Source organism: Amphritea sp. (assembly GCF_016744155.1).
Classification (GTDB): domain Bacteria; phylum Pseudomonadota; class Gammaproteobacteria; order Pseudomonadales; family Balneatricaceae; genus Amphritea.
Map to the genome: position 1 here is coordinate 116396 of NZ_JADGEW010000005.1, position 22846 is coordinate 139241.

Genomic DNA, 22846 nt, shown 5'->3' on the forward strand with positions numbered 1-22846 from the left:
TATGGTTGGAGTGTTGAAAGGCGCTTTAGCGGAAGATAGGATATAGAGAAAGTGATTGAAAATCTTCAGGTGCTTAGGGCATTTGCCGCAATTAATGTCGTCTTTTTTCATATAATTGGTACAGCAGAAAGCTATGGGCAGCCGACTCATTTGTTTAGCGTATTAGAAGGCTGGGGCGCAAATGGAGTAGATGTTTTTTTTGTAATATCGGGATTTATGATGTTGCATATACAGATGAAAAGAAAGCGGAGTGTGGTAGCGTTTTATAAATCACGCCTGATTCGTGTTCTTCCTGCGTATTGGTTACTTACAACTGTAGTGATATTAGCGTTCCTAGTCGCTCCAAATGCTTTTAGAGAATTAATAGTAACAGCGGAAAGAGCTTTTGCTTCTTACTTATTCGTTTCCAGCCTGTTTACTGGGGAGACTCCAATTGTTTTGGTAGGGTGGACATTGGAATGGGAAATGCTCTTTTATACTGTGTTTGGGGCCGCTCTGCTCTTTGATACTTGGAAGAAAATATATTTTTTTGTGTTCCTCTTACTAGGGCTTGTTTCCTTTGCTTCTTCTCAGCTGATAGTCTTTGAGTTTTTTGCTGGGATGTTAGTTGCGTATGTATTTAATAATAAGAGATTAGGTACGAATTTCGCAGTGTTGTGTTTGCTTGTGGGAGCTGCGTTACTGCTCTTAACTATAAATCAGAATGTTAGGCAGCTTGATTTAGATAGAGAGTTGATTTGGGGAGTGCCTTCTTTTTTGATCGTGTTAGGCGCGGTGCATGCGAAACAGGTTTATCATCCTGTTCTTCGTTATTTAGGGGATGCTTCTTACAGTATCTATCTGGTACAGATACTGACTCTTCCAATATTCTATAAATTGGTGAGTGTGACAAGTTTTGACATTAATAATGATATATTATCATTAATGTGTCTTATGGTAAGTGTTCTTGCTGGTGTAGTAATGTTCGCGCTTTTTGAGAAGCCGACTACTGACTTCCTTAGTAGAAAATTTTCAGCATATCCTAAATGAATGACCAATCCAGCTCCTTTCACGTACAAACCGAACGTTGAGAAATGAATAAAATAAATTGCTTTGACGAAGTGCGCTTTCTTTTGGCTTTTATAGTACTAATTGCACATACTTCTGTTCTGGCAAATGCCGAGCAATTGGACTGGGTAACGCAATACTTTGATTCTGGTTTTGCGGTGAAAGGTTTTTTTGCAATTAGCGGATACTTGGTTACGAAGAGCTATTTTTCAAGTGCAAATTGGTTAGAGTATTTAGAGAAAAGAATTAGAAGAATTTACCCTGCATATGTAGCAGTAATTATCTATTGCCTTATCGTTGGCGCAATCACAACTACTATGCAAACAGGTGAGTTTGTGATGAGCATCGAAAGTGCCAAATATGCCGTATCGAATCTCATGTTTCTAAATTTCTTGCAACCCACGTTACCAGGGGCGTTGCTAGACAATAAAATGCAGGCACTTAATGGTTCGCTTTGGACTATTAAGGTTGAAGTGATGCTTTATTTTATTGTTCCAGTTTTATGTTTCATGTATGCGCGTATAGGCAAAACCCAGGGGTTTATAGTAGCGCTAATCGCTGGAGTTACTTGGTTCGTATATTTTTCTGATTATTTCAATCATCCGATGGGTGCTGTTTTGGCAATTCAATTTCCGGGACAGCTTCCTTACTTCGCATTGGGTAGTGTGCTTAGCTTCGTCAAATTTAGACAATTTCATGTATTTGCTATTATTGTGTTTTCGTTAATTTATTACGTAGGGGTTAAGTCACAGCTAGACAGCCGCAGCGCGGAAGTTGTCAATATGATTGTGTACCCATTGTTTGTAGTTGCAATTGCAAATACAAGCTTGCTTGCTGTCGGTGTTGGGAAATTTGGTGATTTGTCTTATGGGATTTATCTTTATCACTTTCCAACCATTCAGTTGCTTGAGCATCTAGGGTTTTATGACAGGAATCCTTACATTGGGTTGTTGTGTAGTATCGTATTAACTGGAATGATGGCGTTTCTGTCATGGCATGTAATAGAAAAGCGGTACCTTAAGCGTACTTCGCACTACGTTAAAGCAGCCAAGCTAGAAAGCGACTCTTTATCGATAGCGTGTAAATCAAAATAGTTTTGATTCTTGATTTGTAGTATGAGCCAGTGTGAAAGCGGGTTAGTAAGAGGTTTTACGTGATATGCATAGTATTTTTGTGACAGGTAGTTAAACTTAAGCTGTAAGCCACACGTCACTATTGAGTATGAATAGGTGTGTAGATTGAAATTGGACAAGCCCGCTTCTGCGGGCTTTTTGTTATATTGAGACTTATGAATAAAGAAGACGATATTCAGCGGATGGAGCAAGCGATACAGCTTGCTCAAAAAGCTGCAGATGCCAATGAAGTGCCCGTGGGTGCTATTGTGGTTCTTGATGGTCAGGTGATTGGTGAGGGCTGGAATAGACCTATCTCCGGTCATGATCCTACTGCCCACGCGGAGATTATGGCGCTGAGGGATGCTGCCAGTCGGATTGGTAATTATCGACTTAGCGGCGCAACCCTCTATGTCACCATTGAGCCTTGTGCTATGTGTGCAGGTGCTATTATCCATGCCAGGATTGGCCGGGTGGTGTTTGGTGCGACTGAGCCGAAGGCCGGTGCGGTGGTGAGTAATGCGCAGTTATTTGACCAGGACTGGTTAAATCATTGGCCGGAATATGAGGGCGAGGTTTTAGCGCAACAGTGCAGTGATGTAATCAGTGCTTTTTTTCGCCGTCGCCGGGCAGAGAAAAAGTCAGAGAAAAAAGCCGGTAAGCTTACATAGAATTAGACTGGTAGCGCTGGCCGTTAGCCTCCTCAGAGCGCTGGTTTTGATTCCTGGCTTGGCTCTTTTCGTGCTAGCAGAGTTCCATCCCCTTCGGTACGCAGTTTTATCCAGTGGATCAGATCGACCCACATTCGGTCGATATCTTTATTCTTGGGCATGATTCCGGCGTGTTTGAGCTCAATGGTCATCACCGGAATCTGTTTAACAAACCAGGCATAGTTACCGAGTGAACCAGGATAGGTACCCAGTTGCTTAAGGTGCAGAGGGCCTAGTTTTCTGGGTGGGGTGATGGTGCCATCGTAATCTAAAATGCCGTGAGGGGCGTGAACAGAAACGATAATATCTGGATTCAATTCATCAATAAGTTGATGGATTGCATTGGTTTCCGGTTCGCTGAGAGGCTTTGTTCCAGGGTAATATCGCGCTCTTTTTTTAGCGTAAGTTTGCCAGTGTTTGAGGGGGTCAATAGATGTCTCAGCCGGTATGAAGTTGCGGTTGAGGTCGACATCGTGGGCGTTAACTCGAGTCGATCTCTTTTGTAACAGACCGTCCGGATTGGTAAGAGGCATGAAGTGCCAGTCAAAAATCCCACTATGATTTTCCCCTAGTTTTTTCAACCATTTGAATGAAATGCTGACGCTGGAATATTCATCGCCGTGTATGCCGCCCAGAAACAGGATACGGGGGGCGTCTCTACGTTCAGGGTTGGCGGGGAAGTGCTTTTCCAACAAGGGCTGGCCTCGGTTGGAATAAAATCGTGGAGGGTCAAATTTAGCTTTTAGGCAATCTTTAGTCGAGACGCTACCTAGCTTTTTACCGATCCGGTTGCAGATTTCTACAATGTCTTTATGGGGAATAGTGGGCTCTTTGGATTGGGTCGCTATTGCCAGCTTAGTATTCTTTGGCGACTCAAGCGCTTCTATATAATAACTGAGTGGATCTTCAGGCTCGGCGTGGCATGCCTGGGTTATGCAGAGGCTGAGTGCGGTAACAATAATATGCAGAAATCGTAGAAACATCAGGAAGAGCTTACTCAGCTGAATGGTGTTGGTCTGCATTGTAAATTGATTTTGTTGATATGTGGAGATGAAGCTAATAAATAGTATCTATTAGATGGCTAATCTTCTCGCCTTTTTGTGCGAACGCTGTGTGAGATAGGTTGGCTATGTTTTTTGAGGGCTGGTTACAATGTGGAAGGTATCGTCTCCACCATGCCCTTTACTGCATCTTCTTTCTTATCAACAATCTCGTCGGGCATAAAAATTTCACCTTCATTTTCTGCTGGGCTAAGCGGGGGATTAGCCGCTTCAATACGCGCTTTTCTAAGCTCCCAGTCCAGCAGGTCAAAGTAGTTGCGAATGTTTTTAACATAGAGCACTGGCTCATAACCGCGGGCATAGCCGTGGCGAACAGTGGAGTAGTATTTTCTTTGAGTGAGCAATGGAAGGAACTGTTTCACATCACTCCACTTATCCGGATTTTTACCTGCTCTCGAGGTTAGGATGCGAGCATCTTCAAGATGACCATAACCAACATTGTAGGAGGCGAGTGAAAACCAGATAAGATCATCCCCTTGTATTCGCTTAGGGATTTTTTTCATCACCTTTGCCAGATAATGCGCTCCACCTATGACGCTTTGTATTGGGTCAGTTCTGTCTTCTACATCGACCTCCTTAGCGGCGGCATTGGTTAGCATCATGATCCCTTTTACCCCGGTGGGTGAAACGGCTTTTGGGTTCCAATGGGATTCCTGATACGCAATTGAGGCGAGTAGGCGCCAGTCAATATCGGTTTCCTGTTCGGCTATCATGAAGTATTGCTCAAGTTTGCAGAAGCGGGTTTCCAGGTCTTTGCGAAAGGTTTCTATGTCGACATAGCCCAAGCGGGTTTGCCGGGTGAGGTATTTCTTTTTCAGGGTGACTAAAAGTTCTTGTGTGCTGGGGCGTTCAAAAAAACGTCTCAGTGCACGTTGCAAACTTTGATCATTCTGTTTGACCAAGATCCAGGCAACAGGCTCAGGCTTGCTGAGTACAATCGATTTTTTCAGACCGGGAAAGTAGGATTTTTGGGCATCAAATATCAAATCATCGCTGACGGTGTAATCGAGTTCTTTTTCGTAAACATCTTCAAGCAATTCAGTAACGCCATTGGTAGACGTTTCCTCCCACTTCAGAAAGCTGTGAGTTTTTTGTAGTGTGTTAAGCAGCTCACTATGGCTGCTATTGGCGATAACCTTGATTGTTTTACCTTCAAGGTCGCTCAGGTTTTTAGGCGCGGGCTTGCCCTGGGTGACACGATAAATGAGGGTGGGAGTAGAATAAGCATAGGCGGGAGAAAAGCGGAAGTTCTGTTTGCGTGCCTCCGTTATACTTAAACCTGCAGCGCCTATGTGAGCGCTACGGTTTTTTATCAGAGTGAAAATCTCACCAAAAGTATCAGGTACTATCAGTTCAAGCTCAACACCAAGGTAGTCGGCAAAGGCTTTGGCGAGTTCGTATTCGAAGCCGGTCGGTTGACCGTTGTTATCTTGATAATAGGTAGTTGAGGTATTGCGGGTAACGACCCGAAGTACACCGGTCTTCTGAATAGCGTCTAGCTGAGTGCGTTGGCTTTGGCTAAAAAGCAGCAGTGCGGCGAACAGAGACGCCGCGATCAGTAGGAAAAGTAGCTCTTTAATGTGAAATATATTTATTCGCATAAGAAAATTGGGCTTTTTCTGGTATCTAATCCGCTATTTCAGTAAAATTCGACCTTACTTTTCTCCTACATAAAACCTATCTGTTAGGCATACTCAAGAGGCTTGAAACTAACATGCTGGTACTGCGTGGAGCGCCTGCTCTTTCTGCTTTTCGTCACGATAAGCTGCTGTCTGTCCTGAAATCCCGAATTGCTCATGTCACCGGTGTTTACGGTGAGTATATGCACTTCGTCGACCTGGAAACGAGTCTTTCCGATCAGGAGCACAGCACGCTGGAGCGTATTCTTTGCTACGGCCCTAACGCTAAAGTGGAAGAGCCTTCAGGTCAATTGGTTTTAGTTGTGCCCCGTCCGGGAACCATCTCTCCTTGGTCTTCAAAAGCAACTGATATCGCCCGGAACTGCGGCTTGCAGAGCATTAAACGTCTGGAACGTGGAACTGCCTATTTTGTGCAGTCTTCTCAGGCGTTAACCGATGCTGAGCTGAATCTGCTGAAAATTGAGTTGCATGATCGGATGGTTGAAGCTGCGCTGAACACTGTTGATGATGCATCAGAGTTGTTTCGGGTAGATCAGCCGGCACCACTGACTCTGGTCGATATACTGGCGGGTGGCCGGGGTGCATTAGTCACGGCGAACACGGAGCTAGGGTTGGCGCTGGCTGATGATGAGATTGACTATCTGGTGGATAGCTTTATCGCACTGGGCCGTAATCCTGCCGATATTGAGTTGATGATGTTTGCTCAGGCAAACTCTGAGCACTGCCGTCATAAGATATTTAATGCTTCGTGGGATATAGATGGAGAGTCGCAGGATAAATCTCTGTTTTCCATGATTCGAAATACCAATGAGTTGGGTGGTGAGAATATTCTATCCGCGTATTCCGATAATGCTGCGGTAATGGTGGGCTCAGAAGCCGGGCGCTTCTACCCTGATCCAGCCACTAAAGAATATGGCTACAATCAGGAAAGTATCGAAATTCTGATCAAGGTTGAAACTCATAATCATCCAACGGCCATTGCGCCTCATTCAGGTGCTGCCACCGGTTCCGGTGGTGAAATTCGGGATGAGGGTGCTACCGGTAAAGGTTCTAAACCGAAAGCGGGTTTGACTGGCTTTACTGTGTCTGATCTGAAGATTCCTGGCTTTGTTCAGCCTTGGGAGTCGGATTATGGTAAGCCTGAACGGATTGTTTCTGCACTGGATATTATGCTTGAAGGTCCTATAGGTGGCGCGGCATTTAATAACGAATTTGGTCGTCCGGCGCTGAACGGTTACTTTCGTACTTTCGAGCAGCAGGTGAATGGTGCTGCGGGTGAGGAGATGCGTGGTTACCATAAGCCGATCATGATTGCTGGTGGTTTCGGTAATATCAAAACTGACCATGTAGATAAGGGGCAGATCTCTGCCGGTGCAAAACTTATCTGTCTGGGTGGGCCTGCTATGCAGATCGGTCTGGGTGGTGGCGCAGCCTCTTCTATGTCATCGGGCACCTCCTCTGCAGATCTTGATTTTGCCTCTGTACAGCGTGATAACCCTGAGCTTGAACGACGTTGTCAGGAAGTTATTGATCAGTGCTGGCAGCAGGGCGATGCTAATCCAATTGCTTTTATCCATGATGTTGGCGCGGGCGGCTTGTCAAACGCTTTCCCTGAGCTGGTTAAAGATGGTGGCTGCGGCGGTGATTTTGAACTGCGAAATGTAAATAATGACGAACCGGGTATGTCACCACTGGCTATCTGGTGTAACGAAGCTCAGGAGCGTTATGTTCTGGCGGTTGATCCAGAAAACATGCAACGTTTCGAAGCTATCTGCGCCCGCGAGCGTTGCCCGTATGCTGTTGTGGGTACCGCAATTGAAGAAGAGCATCTGACACTGGGTGATACTCACTTCAAGAATAAACCTGTTGATCTGCCGATGAGCGTGCTGTTTGGTAAAGCACCAAAGATGCACCGTACAGTTCAACGTATCAGCTACGAAGTACCCGCATTTGATGCAACTTCTATTGATATTAAAGAGGCCGTTGAGCGGGTACTGAAACTTCCAGCCGTGGCTTCTAAATCTTTCCTTATTACCATTGGTGACCGTTCGATTACTGGTCAGGTCGCCCGTGATCAGATGGTCGGTCCCTGGCAGGTGCCGGTGGCTGACTGTGCTGTGACTACTGCTTCGTTTGATACTTATACCGGTGAAGCGATGGCGATGGGTGAGCGTACTCCTCTGGCTCTGGTTGATTCTCCCGCTTCTGGTCGCATGGCTGTAGGCGAAACAGTTACTAACCTGGCTGGTGTACAGATTAACGATATTATTGATATCAAATTGTCTGCGAACTGGATGTGCGCTGCAGGTCATCCGGGCGAAGATGAAAAGCTATATGACACGGTAAAAGCAGTCGGCATGGAGCTTTGTCCAGAACTGGGAATTACCATTCCAGTGGGTAAGGACTCTATGTCTATGCGTACCGTCTGGAACGATAACGGTGAAGATAAATCGGTTACTGCACCGACCTCGCTGATAATTACTGGTTTTGCTCCGGTTACGGATGTGCGTAAGACTCTGACGCCTCAGCTTCGTACTGATCAAGGTGAAACTGATCTGATTTTATTGGATCTGGGTAATGGTAAGAATCGTCTGGGTCTGTCAGCGCTGGCTCAGGTTTATAGCGAAGTAGGCCGGGATGTACCCGATGTCGACGAGGCGGGCCAGTTGGTGGCGTTCTTCGGTGCGATCCAGGAACTGAATAAACAGGCTTTGCTGTTGGCCTACCATGATCGGTCAGACGGCGGTTTATTTACCACTGTTGCCGAGATGGCGTTTGCTGGACACGTGGGTGTTGATATCAATCTGGACATGCTGTCAGCCGATAGTTCTGAGTTTGCAGCAGCATTGTTTGCTGAAGAGCTGGGTGCAGTGGTTCAGGTTAAACGCGATGATCTGCAAACCGTGTTGACTGAATTAAATGCTGCGGGTCTGGGTGAGATTACTAAAGTGATCGGTTCTGTGAATCTGGATGATGAAGTGCGGATTCATTTTGATGATGAAGAGATCTACGCGGAATCTCGTATTCAATTACAACGCTGGTGGGCCGAAACGTCATACCGAATGCAGGCGCTGCGGGATAACTCTGAATGTGCTCAGCAGGAATTCGATGTTCTACTGGAGAAAGAAAATCCCGGTCTGAATGTAGAGTTGAGCTTTGATCAGAACGACAACGTTGCTGCACCCTTTATTGAATCAGGTGTTCGTCCTGAAGTGGCAATTATTCGAGAGCAGGGTGTAAACGGGCAGATCGAAATGGGCGCTGCCTTTGACCGTGCCGGTTTTGCTGCAGTTGATGTTCATATGAGTGATATTCTTGAAGGTCGGGTAGAACTGGACCGCTTTAAAGGTCTGGTTGCCTGTGGCGGTTTCTCATACGGTGATGTATTGGGCGCAGGCGAAGGCTGGGCTAAATCTATTCTGTTTAACGCTACAGCACGTAGCCAGTTCGAGGCGTTCTTTAATCGGCAAGATACTTTTGCATTGGGTATCTGTAATGGTTGTCAGATGCTCTCTAACCTACATGAGCTGATTCCGGGTGCTGAACACTGGCCTCATTTTGTACGTAACATGTCTGAGCAATTTGAAGCACGTGTGGCGATGGTTGAAGTTCAGGAAAGTAACTCTGTATTTCTTCAGGGGATGGCTGGTTCTCGCTTACCGATCGCAGTTGCGCACGGTGAGGGGCGAGCTGAGTTTACCGGTCAATCACAGCTAACGGCGTTGGAAAATTCTGGTGCAGTTGCGCTGCGTTATGTGGATAACTTTGGCAAGGTAACAGAAACTTATCCGGCTAACCCTAACGGATCACCCGATGGTATCACCGGTATTGCCTCTGCTGATGGCCGGGTTACCCTGATGATGCCCCACCCTGAGCGAGTATTCCGTGCAGTCACTAACAGTTGGGCACCCGATCATTGGGATGAGGATGGCGCCTGGATGCGGATGTTCCGTAACGCCCGTGTTTGGGTTGGTTAATAGTTCTACTCATAAAAAAAAGCGCCTTCGGGCGCTTTTTTATTTTTAAGAGCTGTAGCTCGTAGTTCGAATGTTGCAAAAGGCCTTGACCGCCGTAGCTCGTTGTTCGATCGTTGCAAAAACCGCAACTTGCTCGTTGCTCGATAAAAACCTTTTTTATTAAGGGTAGAAATACCAGATAGATTAAAACTTTGTAAGAAAGTTGGTGAGTTGGTTGGGCAGGGGATGATAATTCTGAGCAACGAGCAACGAGCAACGAGCAACGAGCAACGAGCAACGAGCAACGAGCAACGAGCAACGAGCAACGAGCAACGAGCAACGAGCAACGAGCAACGAGCAGCAATTATTTTTCCGTAGGGAGTTTAAGTTTCCACCAAGCCAGCATGCCTCCCTCAAGTTCTCGAGTGTCCAGTCCTGCTTTTATAAGTTTGCGAGTGGCGGGCTTGCTGCGATGGGCTGACAGGCAGATGCAAATAATGGGCTTGTCACCAGGTAGTTGCTTGATACGGGCGCTGCTAAGCTGGTGGAGAGGGAGGGATATTGCGCCAGATATGTGACTTTTTTGGTATTCTTGACGAGTGCGTACATCGACAAATAAGTATTGGCTGATGGATAGTACTGCTTGCTCCGGATGAATAGAGGGGACTTTCCCCAGAGGCAGCCAGCTTAACCAGTCAGGTAGGTTTGATAGCCTATTCATGGGCGGACGTATATATAACCTTTTTGTTGCAGGTCGACGATTGCGGGAAGGCCTGCCTGTACCACATCTTCTGTTTCGACTTCATAAAGATCTTCGTAGGTAATGTTGTATCCGTTCAGGGTGTTACCACAGACTAGAAACTGAACTCCCCGTAATCGTAACGCATCTAACTGGATCTGCTTTCCGTCATCCTCGACGGCTTCCATAAGAAATTCGACCGCTTTTCCGTGAACCATTACTTTGATATCAATATTGTCGTCGCCCAGGGCTTCGAGGTGGTTGGAGACGTTTACCAGAGTTTCGTTGATTCTGCTCTCGTCATGATAGTTGACGTGGTAGACCACTTTCTGGAATGGATATTGTTCAGCTGAGCAGTTAAAGGCTGAGGTTAGCAATAAACAGCTCAGTAGCAGGGTTGTTACTTTCATGGTAATTACTTCGCAATACAAAAAAAACCGGTACCTGCAGTATAGGATACTGCCGGCACCGGTTTATATTAGACTTTACTGTTGTATTAACAGAAAGTTATTAGCAGATATTACTGCTGAACGTGGATCTGCTTCTGACCATTGATAGTTACTTCTACGCGACGGTTCTCAGCCAGGCAGCTCTGACGTGAAGCGCCAGCATCTGTACATTCTTTAACTGGGTTTGCTTCACCATATGAGTGAGATACTACTTTACCGTTAGTATCGATACCAGCAGCAGTCAGTGCAGCATCAACAGCTTCTACGCGACGCTGAGAAAGAGCATCGTTATATGCGCTGCTACCAACAGAGTCGGTATAGCCTTTCAATTCAATAGAGCTCAACTTAGCCAGTGAACCAACATAGCTTACGATAGCGCTTACATTAGTTACTTCGCTGCTGTCGGAAGCAAAGTGAATGATGTGACTTTCTTCAGCATCAATCATCTTCATGACCATTGTTGGTGCTGGAGTTGGTTCCGGTGCTGGTGCTTTTGCATCTGCGCCACACTCTACGGTTTTGTCGTCTTCACTCCAGTAGCCGGTCTGCCAGCACTCACCGTATCCTGTTTTCCAGACGGTGTCGGCAGAGTTGGTAGCGTAACCTGCGTGGTTAGGGTGTGCCTGAGCTGCTGCAGAAATTCCCATTGTCAGAGCCAGAGCTGTTGTGAGTGCAAGTTTCTTCATCATATACATCCTTATTTGTGTATTCATTGTCTAGTGTAGCTATTTATACCAGTTCAACCTGAACCTAAGTTAAACAGAGCGACTCTGAGCATCCCTCATACAGGAATTAAAGCCTAAAAAGCGACACTATGGTAAAACTTTTTTGTATGGTTTTACCACCACTTGTTGATAAACACCCGCATTAATATACGGATCTTTGTCGGCCCAGCTTTGGGCTTGCTCAAGAGAGGTGAATTCTGCGATAACCAAACTGCCCGTAAAGCCAGCAGGACCTGGGTCTTCGCTGTCGATTGCCGGGTGCGGCCCTGCGACTAGAAGGCGGCCTTCATCGCGTAGTGCTACAAGGCGTGCTAAGTGCTCAGGTCGGGCTGACAGACGTTGCTCCAGCGTGCCGGGCTTATCTTCGCTGATAATGGCGTAGAACATTCTTTAATCCCTAATTTTCGTTTTCGTTATTGCTTTCGTTCGCATCAGGTTCAATATGCTTTGATATATAGAAACCTTGTAGCAAGATAAAAACCACAGTCAGTCCTAACATGCCAAATAGTTTGAAGTTAACCCACGTCTCTTCGCTCATAGTGTAGGCTACGTACAGGTTTATTGCCCCTAGTATGAGATAGAAAACTATCCAGGCTATATTCAATTGCTTCCATGCCTGTGCAGGCATCTCAATAGCGCCTGCCATTAACCTCTGTATGATGGTTTTATCGCCAATGAACTGGCTGCCAAGAAATGCTACTGCAAATAGCCAGGTAACCACGGTGGGTTTCCATTGAATAAAAGTCTTGTCTTGAAAAATAATAGTGGCCCCGCCTAGTACTACGACTAGCCCTAGAGTCACCAGTTGAATCATCTCTATCTTATGGGTCTTGATCCAGGTGTAGAGTATCTGTACAAGAGTGGCAGGAATGAGAATGGCGGTTGCCAAAATAATATCGTCGGTGCTTTTGTAGACAATAAAGAAGATAATAACCGGCAGAAAATCTAAAAGTAGTTTCATGACAACATTTTAGTAGTTAGAAGTGGGTTGATTATAGAGTGAGCGAGTTAAGTTATAAACCCGGAGACGGTGTGGAATTGCCTTATAGTGACCTTCATTGTCATTCCTGCTACTCAGACGGAGAACTTACGCCTGCTGAGTTACTACAGATTGCTGCTGAACGAGGGGTAAAAGTGTTTGCTCTGACCGATCACGATACAGTAGCTGGTGTTCAGGAGCTCAGAGCGGCTGCTGTGGATAGCTCTGTTAAGGTGTTGTCTGGTGCTGAGCTGACTTGTGGCTGGGGGCGAGGTATGGTTCATATCATCGGGCTTGGATTTGATGAAACCGACTCTTTATTAGGTGAGTATCTGCAGGGGCTGGATAAGCTTAGGTTGGAAAGAGCGGGTCTAATTGCACAGAAATTGGTCAAACGTAACATTCCAGATCTTCTTCCAAGAGTGATTGAGTTAGCGGGTACAGGTCAGATTGGTCGGCCTCATTTTGCACAGGCGATGGTTGAAGCTGGAGTGGTTAATAACGAAGCACAGGCTTTTAATCGTTATCTGGGCGCAGGAAAAGTTGGCGATGTAAAAGTAGAGTGGCCGACTATGGAGCAGGGAATTAATATTATACGCCAGTCGGGAGGAGTGGCTGTTTTGGCTCACCCAACAAAATATAATATGACCTTTACTAAGGTGCGGATAATGATTGAAAGCTTTAACGAGCAGGGAGGGGATGCAATTGAAATTAGTTATCCTGGAATTGAATCGGGTCATACTTTACAGCTAGATAAATTGGCGACTAAGTATGAAATGATGATATCTGCTGGTAGCGACTTCCACAAAAAACAGTTTCACTGGACCGCTATTGGAAAGTATCCAGGTTATAGCAGTAATAATGCTCACGTACTCTCTAAATTGCTTCAGCATTAACCTGTAATTAAGTAGAATTACTCTTATATATTTTAGTAAAAGGTTTTATTGTGAGCCAGTTTTTTCAGATTCATCCGGATAATCCTCAGCAGCGGCTGATTAGTCAGGCTGTTGATATAATCAAGAAGGGTGGGGTAGTTGTTTATCCTACTGATTGTGCCTATGCACTGGGTTGTCATTTAGGTGACAAGTCTGCGCTGGAAAAAATAAAGCGTATTCGTAAATTAGATGATAAACATAACTTTACACTGGTTTGCCGGGATCTATCAGAAATTGGTACCTATGCTAAAGTTGATAATTCTGTTTATCGTTTGTTGAAGGCTCATACGCCGGGTGCATACACCTTTATATTGAATGCGACGACGGAGGTTCCGCGACGTTTATTGCATCCTAAAAGGCGAACCATTGGATTGAGGATTCCGGAAAATAATATAGCGCTACATATAATGGAAGCATTAGGTGAGCCTATCATGAGTACGTCATTAATAATGCCAGGTGAAGAGCTTCCTTTAACAGACCCTTATGAGATTCGGGATGTTTTGCAGCATGAGGTTGATCTTGTTATTGATGGGGGTTATTGCGGAATGGAGGCGACATCGGTTATTAATTTGGTAGATGATGTGCCAGTTGTTATTCGTGAAGGGGCCGGTGATATTTCTACCTTTTAATAATTAATTTTTTTATTTTCATTGAAAAATAATAATTATTAAACAATAATTCCTTTTTGTTCCCCAAACCCTTTTTTGTTGGTGATTAATAATGACCGATTTTGTAAAACTTTTAACTCGAAAGAACTCTCTTCGTAAACAGTGCCAGGTATTGGCTAGCGCTGATATTGAAAAAGCGATCGCTGATCTTAACGAGATTCTGGAAGAGAAGCTTGAGCAAGAAAATGCGCTGTTAGCAAATGAACAGGAGCGCCTAGAGAAGATTGAAGCGATTAAGCAGAGTATGCTGGAAGCTGGTGTGGATCTGAATGATCTGATGACGTTGGTTGATGCGCCTGTTAAGAAGAAAGTTGCCCCTAAGTATCAGGTAACTGACGAAAATGGTGAGCTGCATCAGTGGTCTGGTCGTGGTCGTACGCCGGCTGCTTTTCAGGCGGCATTTGCAGCAGGGAAAACTAAGGAAGATTGCTTAATTTAATAAGCGTTTTCCGGTAGAATTAAGAAAAGCTCTTCGATGCTCTATCGAAGAGCTTTTTTGTTTTTCATATATACAGAGTTTTATAAATAAAAATTCATACGAGGATGCGTCGATGATTGACGAAAAACTGCAAAAAGTTTTGGCGCGTTCCGGATTGGGTTCACGTCGTGAGATGGAACGTTGGATTGAAGCTGGTCGTATTTCAGTAAACGATCAGGTGGCAACGCTCGGCGACAGAATCTCGATTCGGGATGCGGTAGAGGTCGACGGGCGACCACATAAAATGGTGTTCGATCGGGATAGCGATCGTAAAGTGTTGGTCTACAATAAGCCTTTAGGTGAGATTGCGACCCGTCACGATCCTGAAGGTAGAGCGACGGTGTTTGATCACTTGCCGCCTTTGAAGCAAGGGCGCTGGATCGCGGTCGGTCGTCTGGATATCAATACCTCCGGTTTGTTGTTGTTTACTACCGATGGTGAGTTGGCGAATAACCTGATGCACCCTTCTGCAAATATTGATCGGGAATACGCAGTGCGGGTTCTGGGTAATGTGGACGAGGCGATGATCGCCCGGCTTAAGGCGGGTGTGCTGCTTGATGATGGTATGGCGCGTTTTTCTGATGTGCAGTTCTTTGATGGAGATGGCGCTAACAAGTGGTATCACGTCTGCATCATGGAAGGCCGAAACCGTGAAGTGCGACGACTCTGGGAATCACAGGATGTTCAGGTCAGTCGATTGAAGCGGGTTCGATATGGGCCGTTCTTTTTGCCGAGTGAAGTGAAAGCTGGTCATTGGAAAGAGTTGTCACAAAAAGAGATCAATATGCTTTCGAGTATGTTGGATATGAAGCAGAAAAAGAATAAAGCGCCGACAGTGAAAGAGGCTGAGGAAGCGGATCGTCGTGTACGTCGACAGCGGACTCGTCGAGAGGTTGGGCCGAAGCGTTCTGACCGTTGATCTGTTCATGATTATCTAGTGATACAAAAAAACGCAGCTTAAGCTGCGTTTTTTTATATCGGGTGCTTACTGGGCGTTGAGGGACTTGCCGTTCAGGGTACGGCTGTCGCGCCCCATGAGGTATAGATATAACGGCATAATTTCAGCTGGAGCCGGGTTGTCCATCGGATTTTCAGCGGGGTAGGCGCTGGCTCGCATATTGGTTCGGGTTGCACCAGGGTTGATGGCGTTGATTCGAATGTTCGGATTGTGCTCTAGTTCATCAGCCAGAACTTGCATCATCCCTTCCGTGGCGAACTTGGAAACCGCATAAGCCCCCCAGAACGCTTTGCCGGTCCGGCCAACGCTGGATGAGGTAAAGATTACGGACGCGTCTTCAGAGCTTTCAGTTAGTGATAGTAGGGCTTGAGTCAGCATAAAGGTACTGTTGACGTTTACCTGCATGACTTGCTGCCAAACCGTTGGGTCGTAACTTTCAATTGGAGTGCGAAGTCCAACAATGCTGGCATTGTGCAGGATGCCGTCTAGTCTGCCGAACTCTTGTTCCAGTGTAGCGGCCAGGTTATCGAAGTCGGTTTCGCCGGCCGTTTCCAGATTCAGGGTGACGGTTGCGGGCTGTGGATAACCTGCGGCTTCTATCTGATCGTAAATAGCGTCTAGTTTCTCTTCTGTTCGTCCTAATAGAATGACGGTTGCTCCGTGTGCTGCGTAGCTCAACGCAGCCGCTCGTCCGATGCCTTCGCCGGCGCCGGTAACCAGAATTATTTTGCCCTGAAGAAGATTTTCCGGTGCCTGATAGTCGAACATAGGTGCTCCTTTACTGTTTGGCTTAGTCGTGGCTGTAGATTGTTTCCAGGATCGGGCGAATGTTCTTCGCATGATCTGTCTGGAAATGGCTGTTCCAGCTGTTAATGTCTTCCCCTTGATCCAGATAGCCATAGCTGACGGCAATCGTTTGCATGCCTGCTCTGAGGCCGGCTTCGATGTCACGACGATGATCGCCGATATAGACCGTTTTTCCGGGTTCAACGCCTAGCTCTTTACAGGCCAGGAATAATGCTTCCGGATGGGGTTTCTTTTCACTGACGTGATCCGGGCAGATAACAGTGCTGGCGGCTGGGTGAAAGTTTAACCCTTGCATGATAGGGGTGGTATAAACTTCCGGCTTATTGGTGACGATGCCCCAGGGGATCTGTTTATCTCCAAGCCAGTTCAGTAGTTCTGTGATACCCGGGAAGGGTTTAGTTTTGGTTGTTAAGTGCTGTAAATAAAGGTCCAGCATGCGTTTGAGAAGTGCTGCGAATTCAGGATTCTGCTCTTCAATGTTAAAGGCAGCACTAACCATTGCTCGAGCGCCATTAGATACCTGCTCGCGAAGGAGTTTGTAGCTCATGGGGGGCTGCTGATGCTCTGCCAATAGTAGGTTGATTACATAGTGGAAATCAGCGGCAGTATCGATCAGAGTGCCGTCCAGATCAAATAGGACGGCAGCTGGCAGAGGGTGGTTCATGGTTTATCCTGGCTTCCGGGTAGCAACCATGTAGTTTACGTCGACATCTTGGTCGTTAAGTTTGTAGCTTTTGCTTAGCGGGTTGTATGTTAAGCCGGTGATTTTTTTGCTTTGCAGTCCGCTTTGGCGAATCCAGCTAGCCAGCTCTGATGGACGGATAAATTTCTTGAAATCATGGGTACCCTTAGGTACTAGCTTCAGTAGGTACTCAGCGCCGACAATTGCCATCATGTAGCTTTTGGGGTTTCGATTGAGGGTTGAGAAAAATACATGGCCACCGGGTTTTACCAGTTGGCTGCAAGCGTCCACGATAGAGGAGGGGTCGGGTACGTGCTCCATCATCTCCATGCAGGTGACGATGTCGTAGCTTCCTGGTTGCTCCATTGCGAGTTCTTCAACGGTTATTTGTCGGTAAGACACGCTGACCCCGCTTTCCAGGCCATGAAGCTTGGCAACTTTAAGTGGGGCTTCGCCCATGTCGATGCCGGTGACTTCTGCGCCGCGATGGGCCATTGCTTCTGACAGAATTCCGCCGCCACAGCCAACATCAAGTATTTTCTTGCCATTTAGTGATGCAAGCTGGTCGATAAAATCAACTCTTAAGGGGTTGATGTCATGCAGAGGTTTAAATTCACTTTCTCGGTCCCACCACCGACTCGCTAGTTCTTCAAATTTAGCAATTTCCTGAGGGTCAATGTTTGCGCCGGTATTGTTCTGGGAATCAGTCATATTATGCTGCCAAAGGCTAGTGTCTGGTAGAAATTGTGCGACATTCTAACATCGCTAACGGAGCGAATACAGGATGTCTGCTGCGGTTCTGAAAAGAACTTGGATGTAGGGGGGCAACACCTTAATTTTACGGGAGTATTACGGCTTCTTTATGGTATACTCGGGCGCTTAAGGTTCACCGCTTTTAGGGCGAGTTGGGCCACTAAATTCTCAGCAGTCAGATTCAAGGATAGCCAGAGCTATTATGGGTGATTTAGCCAGAGAGATTCTGCCAGTTAACATCGAAGATGAACTGAAGCAGTCATATCTGGATTACGCAATGAGCGTGATCGTAGGGCGTGCGTTACCAGACGTACGAGATGGTCTTAAACCGGTACACCGTCGGGTGTTATTCGCGATGAGCGAGCTGGGTAACGACTGGAATAAAGCATATAAGAAATCTGCCCGTGTGGTAGGTGACGTAATCGGTAAGTATCACCCCCACGGTGATAGTGCGGTTTACGATACTATCGTGCGGATGGCTCAGCCATTCTCGATGCGTTATATGCTGGTCGACGGTCAGGGTAACTTCGGTTCGGTCGATGGTGACTCTGCTGCAGCAATGCGTTATACCGAGATCCGTATGGCGAAGATCTCCCACGAGCTGTTGGCAGATCTCGATAAAGAAACGGTAGATTTCGTTCCTAACTATGATGGAACCGAGCACATCCCAGAAGTGCTGCCAACTAAAGTTCCGACTTTGCTGGTTAATGGTTCTGCTGGTATCGCCGTAGGTATGGCGACCAATATCCCTCCTCATAATTTGAGTGAAGTGGTACGTGGTTGTATCGCTCTGATCGATAATCCCGATCTCACCATTGATGAGTTGATGCACTATATCCCCGCGCCAGATTTTCCAACCGGCGCCATTATCAATGGTCGTGCTGGTATTCTTCAGGCATATCAGACCGGTCGAGGCCGGATCTATATACGTGCTAAATATCACATAGAAACCAATGATAAGAATGGTAAAGAGTCGATTATCTTTACTGAGATCCCTTATCAGGTTAACAAAGCTCGCTTGATCGAAAAGATCGCTGAGCTGGTTAAAGATAAAAAATTAGAAGGAATAACCGAGCTGCGTGATGAGTCCGATAAGGATGGCATGCGTATCGTTATAGAGCTTCGCAAGGGTGAAGTATCTGAGGTTGTAGTCAATAACCTCTTTATTCAAACTCAGCTGCAGAACGTGTTCGGTATCAATATGGTTGCGCTGGTCGATGGCCAGCCGCGTACCCTTGATCTGAAAACCATTCTGGAATGCTTTGTTCGTCATCGCCGCGAAGTGGTTACCCGTCGTACGGTTTACTTACTGCGCAAAGCTCGGGAACGAGGCCATATACTTGAAGGTCTGGCGATCGCGCTGGCCAACATTGATGCCGTAATCGAGATGATTAAAGGCTCTCCTACACCCGCTGAAGCTAAAGAACGATTGATTGCTACTCCATGGCAGCCGGGTGATGTGACTGAGATGCTATCCCGGGCGGGAGAGAATGCTTGTCGTCCAGAGGATCTTGAAGCTCAGTACGGTATGCATGATGGGATCTATCATCTGTCACCTGCACAGGCGCAAGCTATTCTTGAGCTGCGTCTGCACCGCCTGACCGGTCTAGAACACGACAAGCTGATTGCTGAATACCGTGAGTTGCTGGAGCGTATTGCTGAGCTTCTGGCTATCCTGAACAGTGCTGAGCGTTTGATGGAAGTTATCCGCGAAGAGCTTGAAATAATTGTCGAAGAGTATGGCGATGAGCGTCGCACAGACGTTATCGCATCCCAGCAGGACTTCACCGTAGCTGATTTGATCGCCGAAGAAGATATGGTTGTCACTATCTCCCATGGTGGTTATGCGAAAACTCAGCCTCTGACTATGTATCAGGCGCAGCGACGTGGTGGTAAGGGTAAATCTGCTACCGCGGTTAAAGATGAAGACTTCATTGAAAAGCTGCTGATCGCTAGCACCCATGACACTATTCTCTGCTTTACCAATATGGGTAAAGTGTTCTGGCTGAAAGTGTATGAAATCCCGCAAGCGAGCCGTGCAGCCAGAGGCCGGCCAATTATCAATATCCTGCCGTTGCAGGAAAATGAACGTATCACCACCATACTACCTGTGAATGAGTATGCCGATGAACACTATGTGTTTATGGCAACCGCTGATGGCACGGTGAAGAAGACGCCGTTGACGAATTTCTCACGGCCGCGCTCTACCGGACTTATCGCGCTAGCTCTGGATGAGGGTGATACCCTGATTGGCGCTGCGATTACTGATGGTACCGCTGAGGTTATGCTGGTTTCCAGTCAGGGTAAATCGATCCGTTTCCCTGAGGATGATGTGCGGCCTATGGGCCGGACAGCTCGTGGTGTTCGTGGTATTAAACTGCAGAACGATGCCAAGGTTATCTCGCTGATCATTCCGCAGGAAGATGGCCGAATTCTGACCACTAGTATTAATGGTTTTGGCAAGCAGACTGCGATTACTGATTTCCCGACCTATGGTCGCGGCGGTCAGGGGGTGATTGCGATGCAATGTACAGACCGTAACGGTGAGCTGATCGGTGCAGTGCAGATGTTTGAAGGCGATGATGTGATGCTGATCAGTGATCAGGGCACATTGGTTCGTACCCGCGGTGAAGAGATTTCGGTATTGGGTCGTAATACCCAGGGCGTACGAGTGATTCGGGTGGCCGATGATGAAAATCTGGTAGGTGTTGCACGGATCGAAGAGCCTGAAGAGTCTGAAGATGATCTGATCGAAGGTGAAGTTGTTGAAGGCGAAGAAGGTGACGTTGCTTCAGTGCCTGAGTCTGCAGCGGATCAGGCGTCTGAACCATCAGAAGATGATACCGAAGAGTAATCATCCGTAAGTTTGAGAGTCTGTGCGGCCCGGGTCGCACAGTTCTCTCTGACAGTTTTACAGAATTTTTTACAGAATATTCCAAATGACACGTAATTATAATTTCAGCGCCGGACCTTCTGCGTTACCGGTAGATGTATTAAAGCAGGCTCAGGAAGAACTTCTTGACTGGCACGGTCTGGGACTTTCCATTATGGAAATGAGCCATCGTAGTAGCGAGTTTGTTGGCGTGGCTGAAGAGGCAGAACAGGATCTGCGTGATCTGATGCAGATACCTGATAACTATAAGGTTCTGTTTATGCAGGGTGGCGCTAGCAGCCAGTTCAGTATGATTCCGATGAACCTGCTGCGTGGTAAAAACACGGCAGACTATATCAATACCGGTGACTGGTCTAAAAAAGCGATTAAAGAAGCATCACGTTACTGTGAAGTAAATGTGGTTGCTACCTCAGAAGAGAATAACTTTACCAGTGCTCCACGACAGGATGAGTTAAAGCTCAATCCAAATGCTGCCTACCTGCATTACACTCCGAATGAGACGATTCGGGGTGTCGAGTTTGACTATATTCCAGAAACCGGTGATGTACCGCTGGTAGCCGATCTCTCTTCTAATATATTGTCACGTCCGATTGATGTGAGCCGTTTTGGAATGATCTATGCTGGCGCGCAAAAAAATATTGGCCCGGCTGGTCTGACGGTGGTTATTGTTCGGGAAGACCTGCTTGGCGATACATTGGCAGGCACGCCATCATTGTATGACTACAAAATGACCGCCGATGCGGGTTCTATGGTTAACACCCCACCGACCTATGGTTGGTATCTGGCAGGTTTGGTGTTTAAGTGGTTGAAAGCTCAGGGTGGCGTTGAGGCGATTACTAAAGTTAATCGTCGTAAGGCGGAGAAGCTTTACGCGGTAATTGATGAAAATCCGTTTTACTCAAATCCTGTGACGCATAATGCTCGCTCCTGGATGAATGTACCTTTTATTCTGGCTAACGCGGATTTGGATAAACAGTTTCTCGTTGAGGCGGAAGAAAAGGGCTTGCTGAATCTCCCAGGCCATAGGTCTGTTGGTGGTATGCGGGCGAGTATCTATAATGCTGTACCTGAAGCGGGTGTAGATGCTTTGATCGCATTTATGCAGGATTTTTCACAACGTCACGGCTGAGCCGAAATTGCAGAGGTCGTTAGAATGAGTGATCAGGAAAAAGAGCTTAAGGTTCTGCGCGATCAGATCGATTCAATCGATAAACAGATTCATCAACTGTTGAACGACCGTGCCCGTTGCGCGCAGGAAGTTGCGGAAGTTAAGGAAAAGCATCAAGGCCCGCAGGACGCGGTGTTTTATCGTCCTGAACGTGAGGCTCAGGTTCTGCGCCGTGTTATGGCGCGAAACGAGGGTCCGCTGGCGGATAAGGAAGTTGCTCGGTTATTCCGTGAGGTGATGTCGGTTTGCCTAGCTCTTGAAAAGCCGATGCATGTTGCTTTTCTAGGTCCAGAAGGGAATTTTACTCAGCAGGCTGCCAGTAAACATTTTGGTCATTCGGCTCACTGTATTCCATTTAGCAATAGTGATGAAGTCTTCCGCGAAGTTGAAGCCGGTGGTGCGCATTATGGTGTGGTGCCGATTGAAAATTCTTCTGAAGGAATGGTCGGCCATACCCTGGATCTGTTTAAACGCTTTCAGCTGACGATCTGCGGGGAAGTGAAACTGAATATTCATCATCACTTGCTTCGTGCAGGTGCCGAAGGGCTGGACGGCATTACTCATATATATTCGCCTCAACAGACGCTGTCGCAGTGTCGAAGCTGGCTGGATAATCATTTCCTCTCTGCTGAGCGAGTGCCTGTCAGCAGTAATTCTGAAGCAGCGCGCATGGCGTTGCAGCAAGGTCCGGGTGCAGCAGCTATCGCCAGCGAACTGGCTGCAGATCTTTATCAGTTAAATATTGTTTCAAAAAACATTGATGATCAGTCAGATAATAGCACCCGCTATCTGATTATCGGTGATCAGGATGTAGGCGAAAGCGGCCAGGACAAAACCTCTATTCTGGTTACTGTCCGGGATAAGGCTGGCGCGCTTTACGAGCTTCTTGAGCACTTTCATAAACACGAAATTAGCCTTACCGGCATTGAAACCCGTCCTGCCAGTGCAGAAAGCTCCCATTCAGTTTTTTATATTGATTTTCAGGGGCATTCAGCAAACTCGCATATACAGAAAGTATTGCAGGAGTTGGAGTCGGACACAGTAGAACTTAAAATATTGGGTTCTTATCCGGTAGCTGTACTCTGA

21 protein-coding genes are annotated in these 22846 nt (G+C 46.7%); 11 read left to right on the top strand and 10 right to left on the bottom strand.

The genetic code is table 11. The annotated features are described in order from the left end of the window. Positions 1-51: 51 nt before the first annotated feature. From QZZ54_RS06445 to tadA, 3 genes are all read left to right on the top strand, one after another. Entirely contained in the window at positions 52-1029 is a 978-nt protein-coding gene (locus QZZ54_RS06445) for an acyltransferase (protein WP_290700469.1), read from the top strand. Positions 1030-1073: 44 nt separating this feature from the next. Then, positions 1074-2141, top strand: coding sequence for an acyltransferase (locus tag QZZ54_RS06450; protein ID WP_290700470.1), 1068 nt, complete (start codon positions 1074-1076; stop codon positions 2139-2141). A gap of 194 nt (positions 2142-2335) precedes the next feature. Next, entirely contained in the window at positions 2336-2830 is a 495-nt protein-coding gene (gene tadA, locus QZZ54_RS06455; protein WP_290700471.1) for a tRNA adenosine(34) deaminase TadA, read from the top strand. Positions 2831-2862: 32 nt separating this feature from the next. On the opposite strand, the gene QZZ54_RS06460 is transcribed toward tadA, so the two are convergent. After that, on the bottom strand, positions 2863-3891 hold the full coding sequence (locus QZZ54_RS06460; RefSeq protein WP_290700473.1) for a M14 family zinc carboxypeptidase: 1029 nt from the start codon (positions 3889-3891) through the stop codon (positions 2863-2865). A gap of 125 nt (positions 3892-4016) precedes the next feature. After that, entirely contained in the window at positions 4017-5531 is a 1515-nt protein-coding gene (gene mltF, locus QZZ54_RS06465; RefSeq protein WP_290700475.1) for a membrane-bound lytic murein transglycosylase MltF, read from the bottom strand. Positions 5532-5644: 113 nt separating this feature from the next. Here mltF and purL point away from each other — a divergent pair, with 113 nt between their 5' ends. Next, positions 5645-9547, top strand: coding sequence for a phosphoribosylformylglycinamidine synthase (gene purL / locus QZZ54_RS06470; protein ID WP_290700477.1), 3903 nt, complete (start codon positions 5645-5647; stop codon positions 9545-9547). Between the two features lie 343 nt (positions 9548-9890). Here the strand turns inward: purL and QZZ54_RS06475 are convergent, their stop codons facing one another. From QZZ54_RS06475 to QZZ54_RS06495, 5 genes are all read right to left on the bottom strand, one after another. Continuing rightward, the gene (locus tag QZZ54_RS06475) at positions 9891-10247 is read right to left on the bottom strand and encodes a rhodanese-like domain-containing protein (protein WP_290700480.1); all 357 of its coding nucleotides are present in this window, start codon (positions 10245-10247) and stop codon (positions 9891-9893) included. After that, positions 10244-10675, bottom strand: a complete 432-nt coding sequence (locus tag QZZ54_RS06480; protein ID WP_290700482.1) for a DsrE family protein — start codon at positions 10673-10675, stop codon at positions 10244-10246. The genes QZZ54_RS06475 and QZZ54_RS06480 overlap by 4 nt, the downstream gene beginning before the upstream one ends. Positions 10676-10785: 110 nt before the next feature. After that, positions 10786-11403, bottom strand: coding sequence for an OmpA family protein (locus QZZ54_RS06485; RefSeq protein ID WP_290700485.1), 618 nt, complete (start codon positions 11401-11403; stop codon positions 10786-10788). Between the two features lie 123 nt (positions 11404-11526). Continuing rightward, entirely contained in the window at positions 11527-11826 is a 300-nt protein-coding gene (locus QZZ54_RS06490; protein WP_290700488.1) for a YciI family protein, read from the bottom strand. Positions 11827-11836: 10 nt separating this feature from the next. Beyond that, positions 11837-12400, bottom strand: a complete 564-nt coding sequence (locus QZZ54_RS06495; RefSeq protein ID WP_290700491.1) for a septation protein A — start codon at positions 12398-12400, stop codon at positions 11837-11839. Between the two features lie 71 nt (positions 12401-12471). On the opposite strand from QZZ54_RS06495, the gene QZZ54_RS06500 reads away from it, so the two are divergent. The 4 genes from QZZ54_RS06500 (at position 12472) to rluB (ending at position 15418) form a co-directional block, all read left to right on the top strand. Further along, on the top strand, positions 12472-13314 hold the full coding sequence (locus QZZ54_RS06500; protein WP_290700493.1) for a PHP domain-containing protein: 843 nt from the start codon (positions 12472-12474) through the stop codon (positions 13312-13314). A gap of 50 nt (positions 13315-13364) precedes the next feature. Continuing rightward, entirely contained in the window at positions 13365-13982 is a 618-nt protein-coding gene (locus tag QZZ54_RS06505) for an L-threonylcarbamoyladenylate synthase (protein ID WP_290700496.1), read from the top strand. Positions 13983-14073: 91 nt separating this feature from the next. Then, entirely contained in the window at positions 14074-14460 is a 387-nt protein-coding gene (locus QZZ54_RS06510; protein WP_290700499.1) for an H-NS family nucleoid-associated regulatory protein, read from the top strand. A 112-nt stretch (positions 14461-14572) separates the two neighbouring features. After that, a complete protein-coding gene (gene rluB / locus QZZ54_RS06515) occupies positions 14573-15418 on the top strand; it encodes a 23S rRNA pseudouridine(2605) synthase RluB (protein ID WP_290700503.1) in 846 nt (281 codons plus the stop codon). Positions 15419-15484: 66 nt separating this feature from the next. Here rluB and QZZ54_RS06520 read toward each other — a convergent pair whose 3' ends face one another. From QZZ54_RS06520 to ubiG, 3 genes are read right to left on the bottom strand one after another with little or no spacing between them, the layout of a single operon-like run. Continuing rightward, positions 15485-16225, bottom strand: a complete 741-nt coding sequence (locus QZZ54_RS06520) for a YciK family oxidoreductase (RefSeq protein ID WP_290700507.1) — start codon at positions 16223-16225, stop codon at positions 15485-15487. Positions 16226-16247: 22 nt separating this feature from the next. Continuing rightward, on the bottom strand, positions 16248-16928 hold the full coding sequence (locus QZZ54_RS06525) for an HAD-IA family hydrolase (RefSeq protein WP_290700510.1): 681 nt from the start codon (positions 16926-16928) through the stop codon (positions 16248-16250). A gap of 3 nt (positions 16929-16931) precedes the next feature. Then, positions 16932-17657 (bottom strand): bifunctional 2-polyprenyl-6-hydroxyphenol methylase/3-demethylubiquinol 3-O-methyltransferase UbiG, encoded by a 726-nt coding sequence (gene ubiG, locus QZZ54_RS06530; RefSeq protein ID WP_290700513.1) that lies wholly within the window; start codon positions 17655-17657, stop codon positions 16932-16934. 244 nt (positions 17658-17901) lie between these two features. Here ubiG and gyrA point away from each other — a divergent pair, with 244 nt between their 5' ends. From gyrA to pheA, 3 genes are all read left to right on the top strand, one after another. Continuing rightward, on the top strand, positions 17902-20553 hold the full coding sequence (gyrA, locus tag QZZ54_RS06535; RefSeq protein WP_290700516.1) for a DNA gyrase subunit A: 2652 nt from the start codon (positions 17902-17904) through the stop codon (positions 20551-20553). Between the two features lie 85 nt (positions 20554-20638). Continuing rightward, on the top strand, positions 20639-21721 hold the full coding sequence (serC, locus tag QZZ54_RS06540) for a 3-phosphoserine/phosphohydroxythreonine transaminase (protein WP_290700519.1): 1083 nt from the start codon (positions 20639-20641) through the stop codon (positions 21719-21721). Positions 21722-21745: 24 nt separating this feature from the next. Beyond that, positions 21746-22846 carry a prephenate dehydratase gene (gene pheA, locus QZZ54_RS06545; protein WP_290700522.1) on the top strand — a complete coding sequence of 367 codons (1101 nt, stop codon included), beginning with the start codon at positions 21746-21748 and terminating at the stop codon, positions 22844-22846.

Excerpts from the sequence above, each read along its gene's own strand:
- QZZ54_RS06450 (WP_290700470.1), top strand. The coding sequence starts at position 1,074 with ATGAATAAAATAAATTGCTTTGACGAAGTGCGCTTTCTTTTGGCTTTT.
- tadA (WP_290700471.1), top strand. The coding sequence starts at position 2,336 with ATGAATAAAGAAGACGATATTCAGCGGATGGAGCAAGCGATACAGCTT.
- QZZ54_RS06460 (WP_290700473.1), bottom strand. The coding sequence starts at position 3,891 with ATGCAGACCAACACCATTCAGCTGAGTAAGCTCTTCCTGATGTTTCTA.
- mltF (WP_290700475.1), bottom strand. The coding sequence starts at position 5,531 with ATGCGAATAAATATATTTCACATTAAAGAGCTACTTTTCCTACTGATC.
- purL (WP_290700477.1), top strand. The coding sequence starts at position 5,645 with ATGCTGGTACTGCGTGGAGCGCCTGCTCTTTCTGCTTTTCGTCACGAT.
- QZZ54_RS06475 (WP_290700480.1), bottom strand. The coding sequence starts at position 10,247 with ATGAATAGGCTATCAAACCTACCTGACTGGTTAAGCTGGCTGCCTCTG.
- QZZ54_RS06480 (WP_290700482.1), bottom strand. The coding sequence starts at position 10,675 with ATGAAAGTAACAACCCTGCTACTGAGCTGTTTATTGCTAACCTCAGCC.
- QZZ54_RS06485 (WP_290700485.1), bottom strand. The coding sequence starts at position 11,403 with ATGATGAAGAAACTTGCACTCACAACAGCTCTGGCTCTGACAATGGGA.
- QZZ54_RS06490 (WP_290700488.1), bottom strand. The coding sequence starts at position 11,826 with ATGTTCTACGCCATTATCAGCGAAGATAAGCCCGGCACGCTGGAGCAA.
- QZZ54_RS06495 (WP_290700491.1), bottom strand. The coding sequence starts at position 12,400 with ATGAAACTACTTTTAGATTTTCTGCCGGTTATTATCTTCTTTATTGTC.
- QZZ54_RS06510 (WP_290700499.1), top strand. The coding sequence starts at position 14,074 with ATGACCGATTTTGTAAAACTTTTAACTCGAAAGAACTCTCTTCGTAAA.
- rluB (WP_290700503.1), top strand. The coding sequence starts at position 14,573 with ATGATTGACGAAAAACTGCAAAAAGTTTTGGCGCGTTCCGGATTGGGT.
- QZZ54_RS06520 (WP_290700507.1), bottom strand. The coding sequence starts at position 16,225 with ATGTTCGACTATCAGGCACCGGAAAATCTTCTTCAGGGCAAAATAATT.
- QZZ54_RS06525 (WP_290700510.1), bottom strand. The coding sequence starts at position 16,928 with ATGAACCACCCTCTGCCAGCTGCCGTCCTATTTGATCTGGACGGCACT.
- ubiG (WP_290700513.1), bottom strand. The coding sequence starts at position 17,657 with ATGACTGATTCCCAGAACAATACCGGCGCAAACATTGACCCTCAGGAA.
- gyrA (WP_290700516.1), top strand. The coding sequence starts at position 17,902 with ATGGGTGATTTAGCCAGAGAGATTCTGCCAGTTAACATCGAAGATGAA.
- serC (WP_290700519.1), top strand. The coding sequence starts at position 20,639 with ATGACACGTAATTATAATTTCAGCGCCGGACCTTCTGCGTTACCGGTA.
- pheA (WP_290700522.1), top strand. The coding sequence starts at position 21,746 with ATGAGTGATCAGGAAAAAGAGCTTAAGGTTCTGCGCGATCAGATCGAT.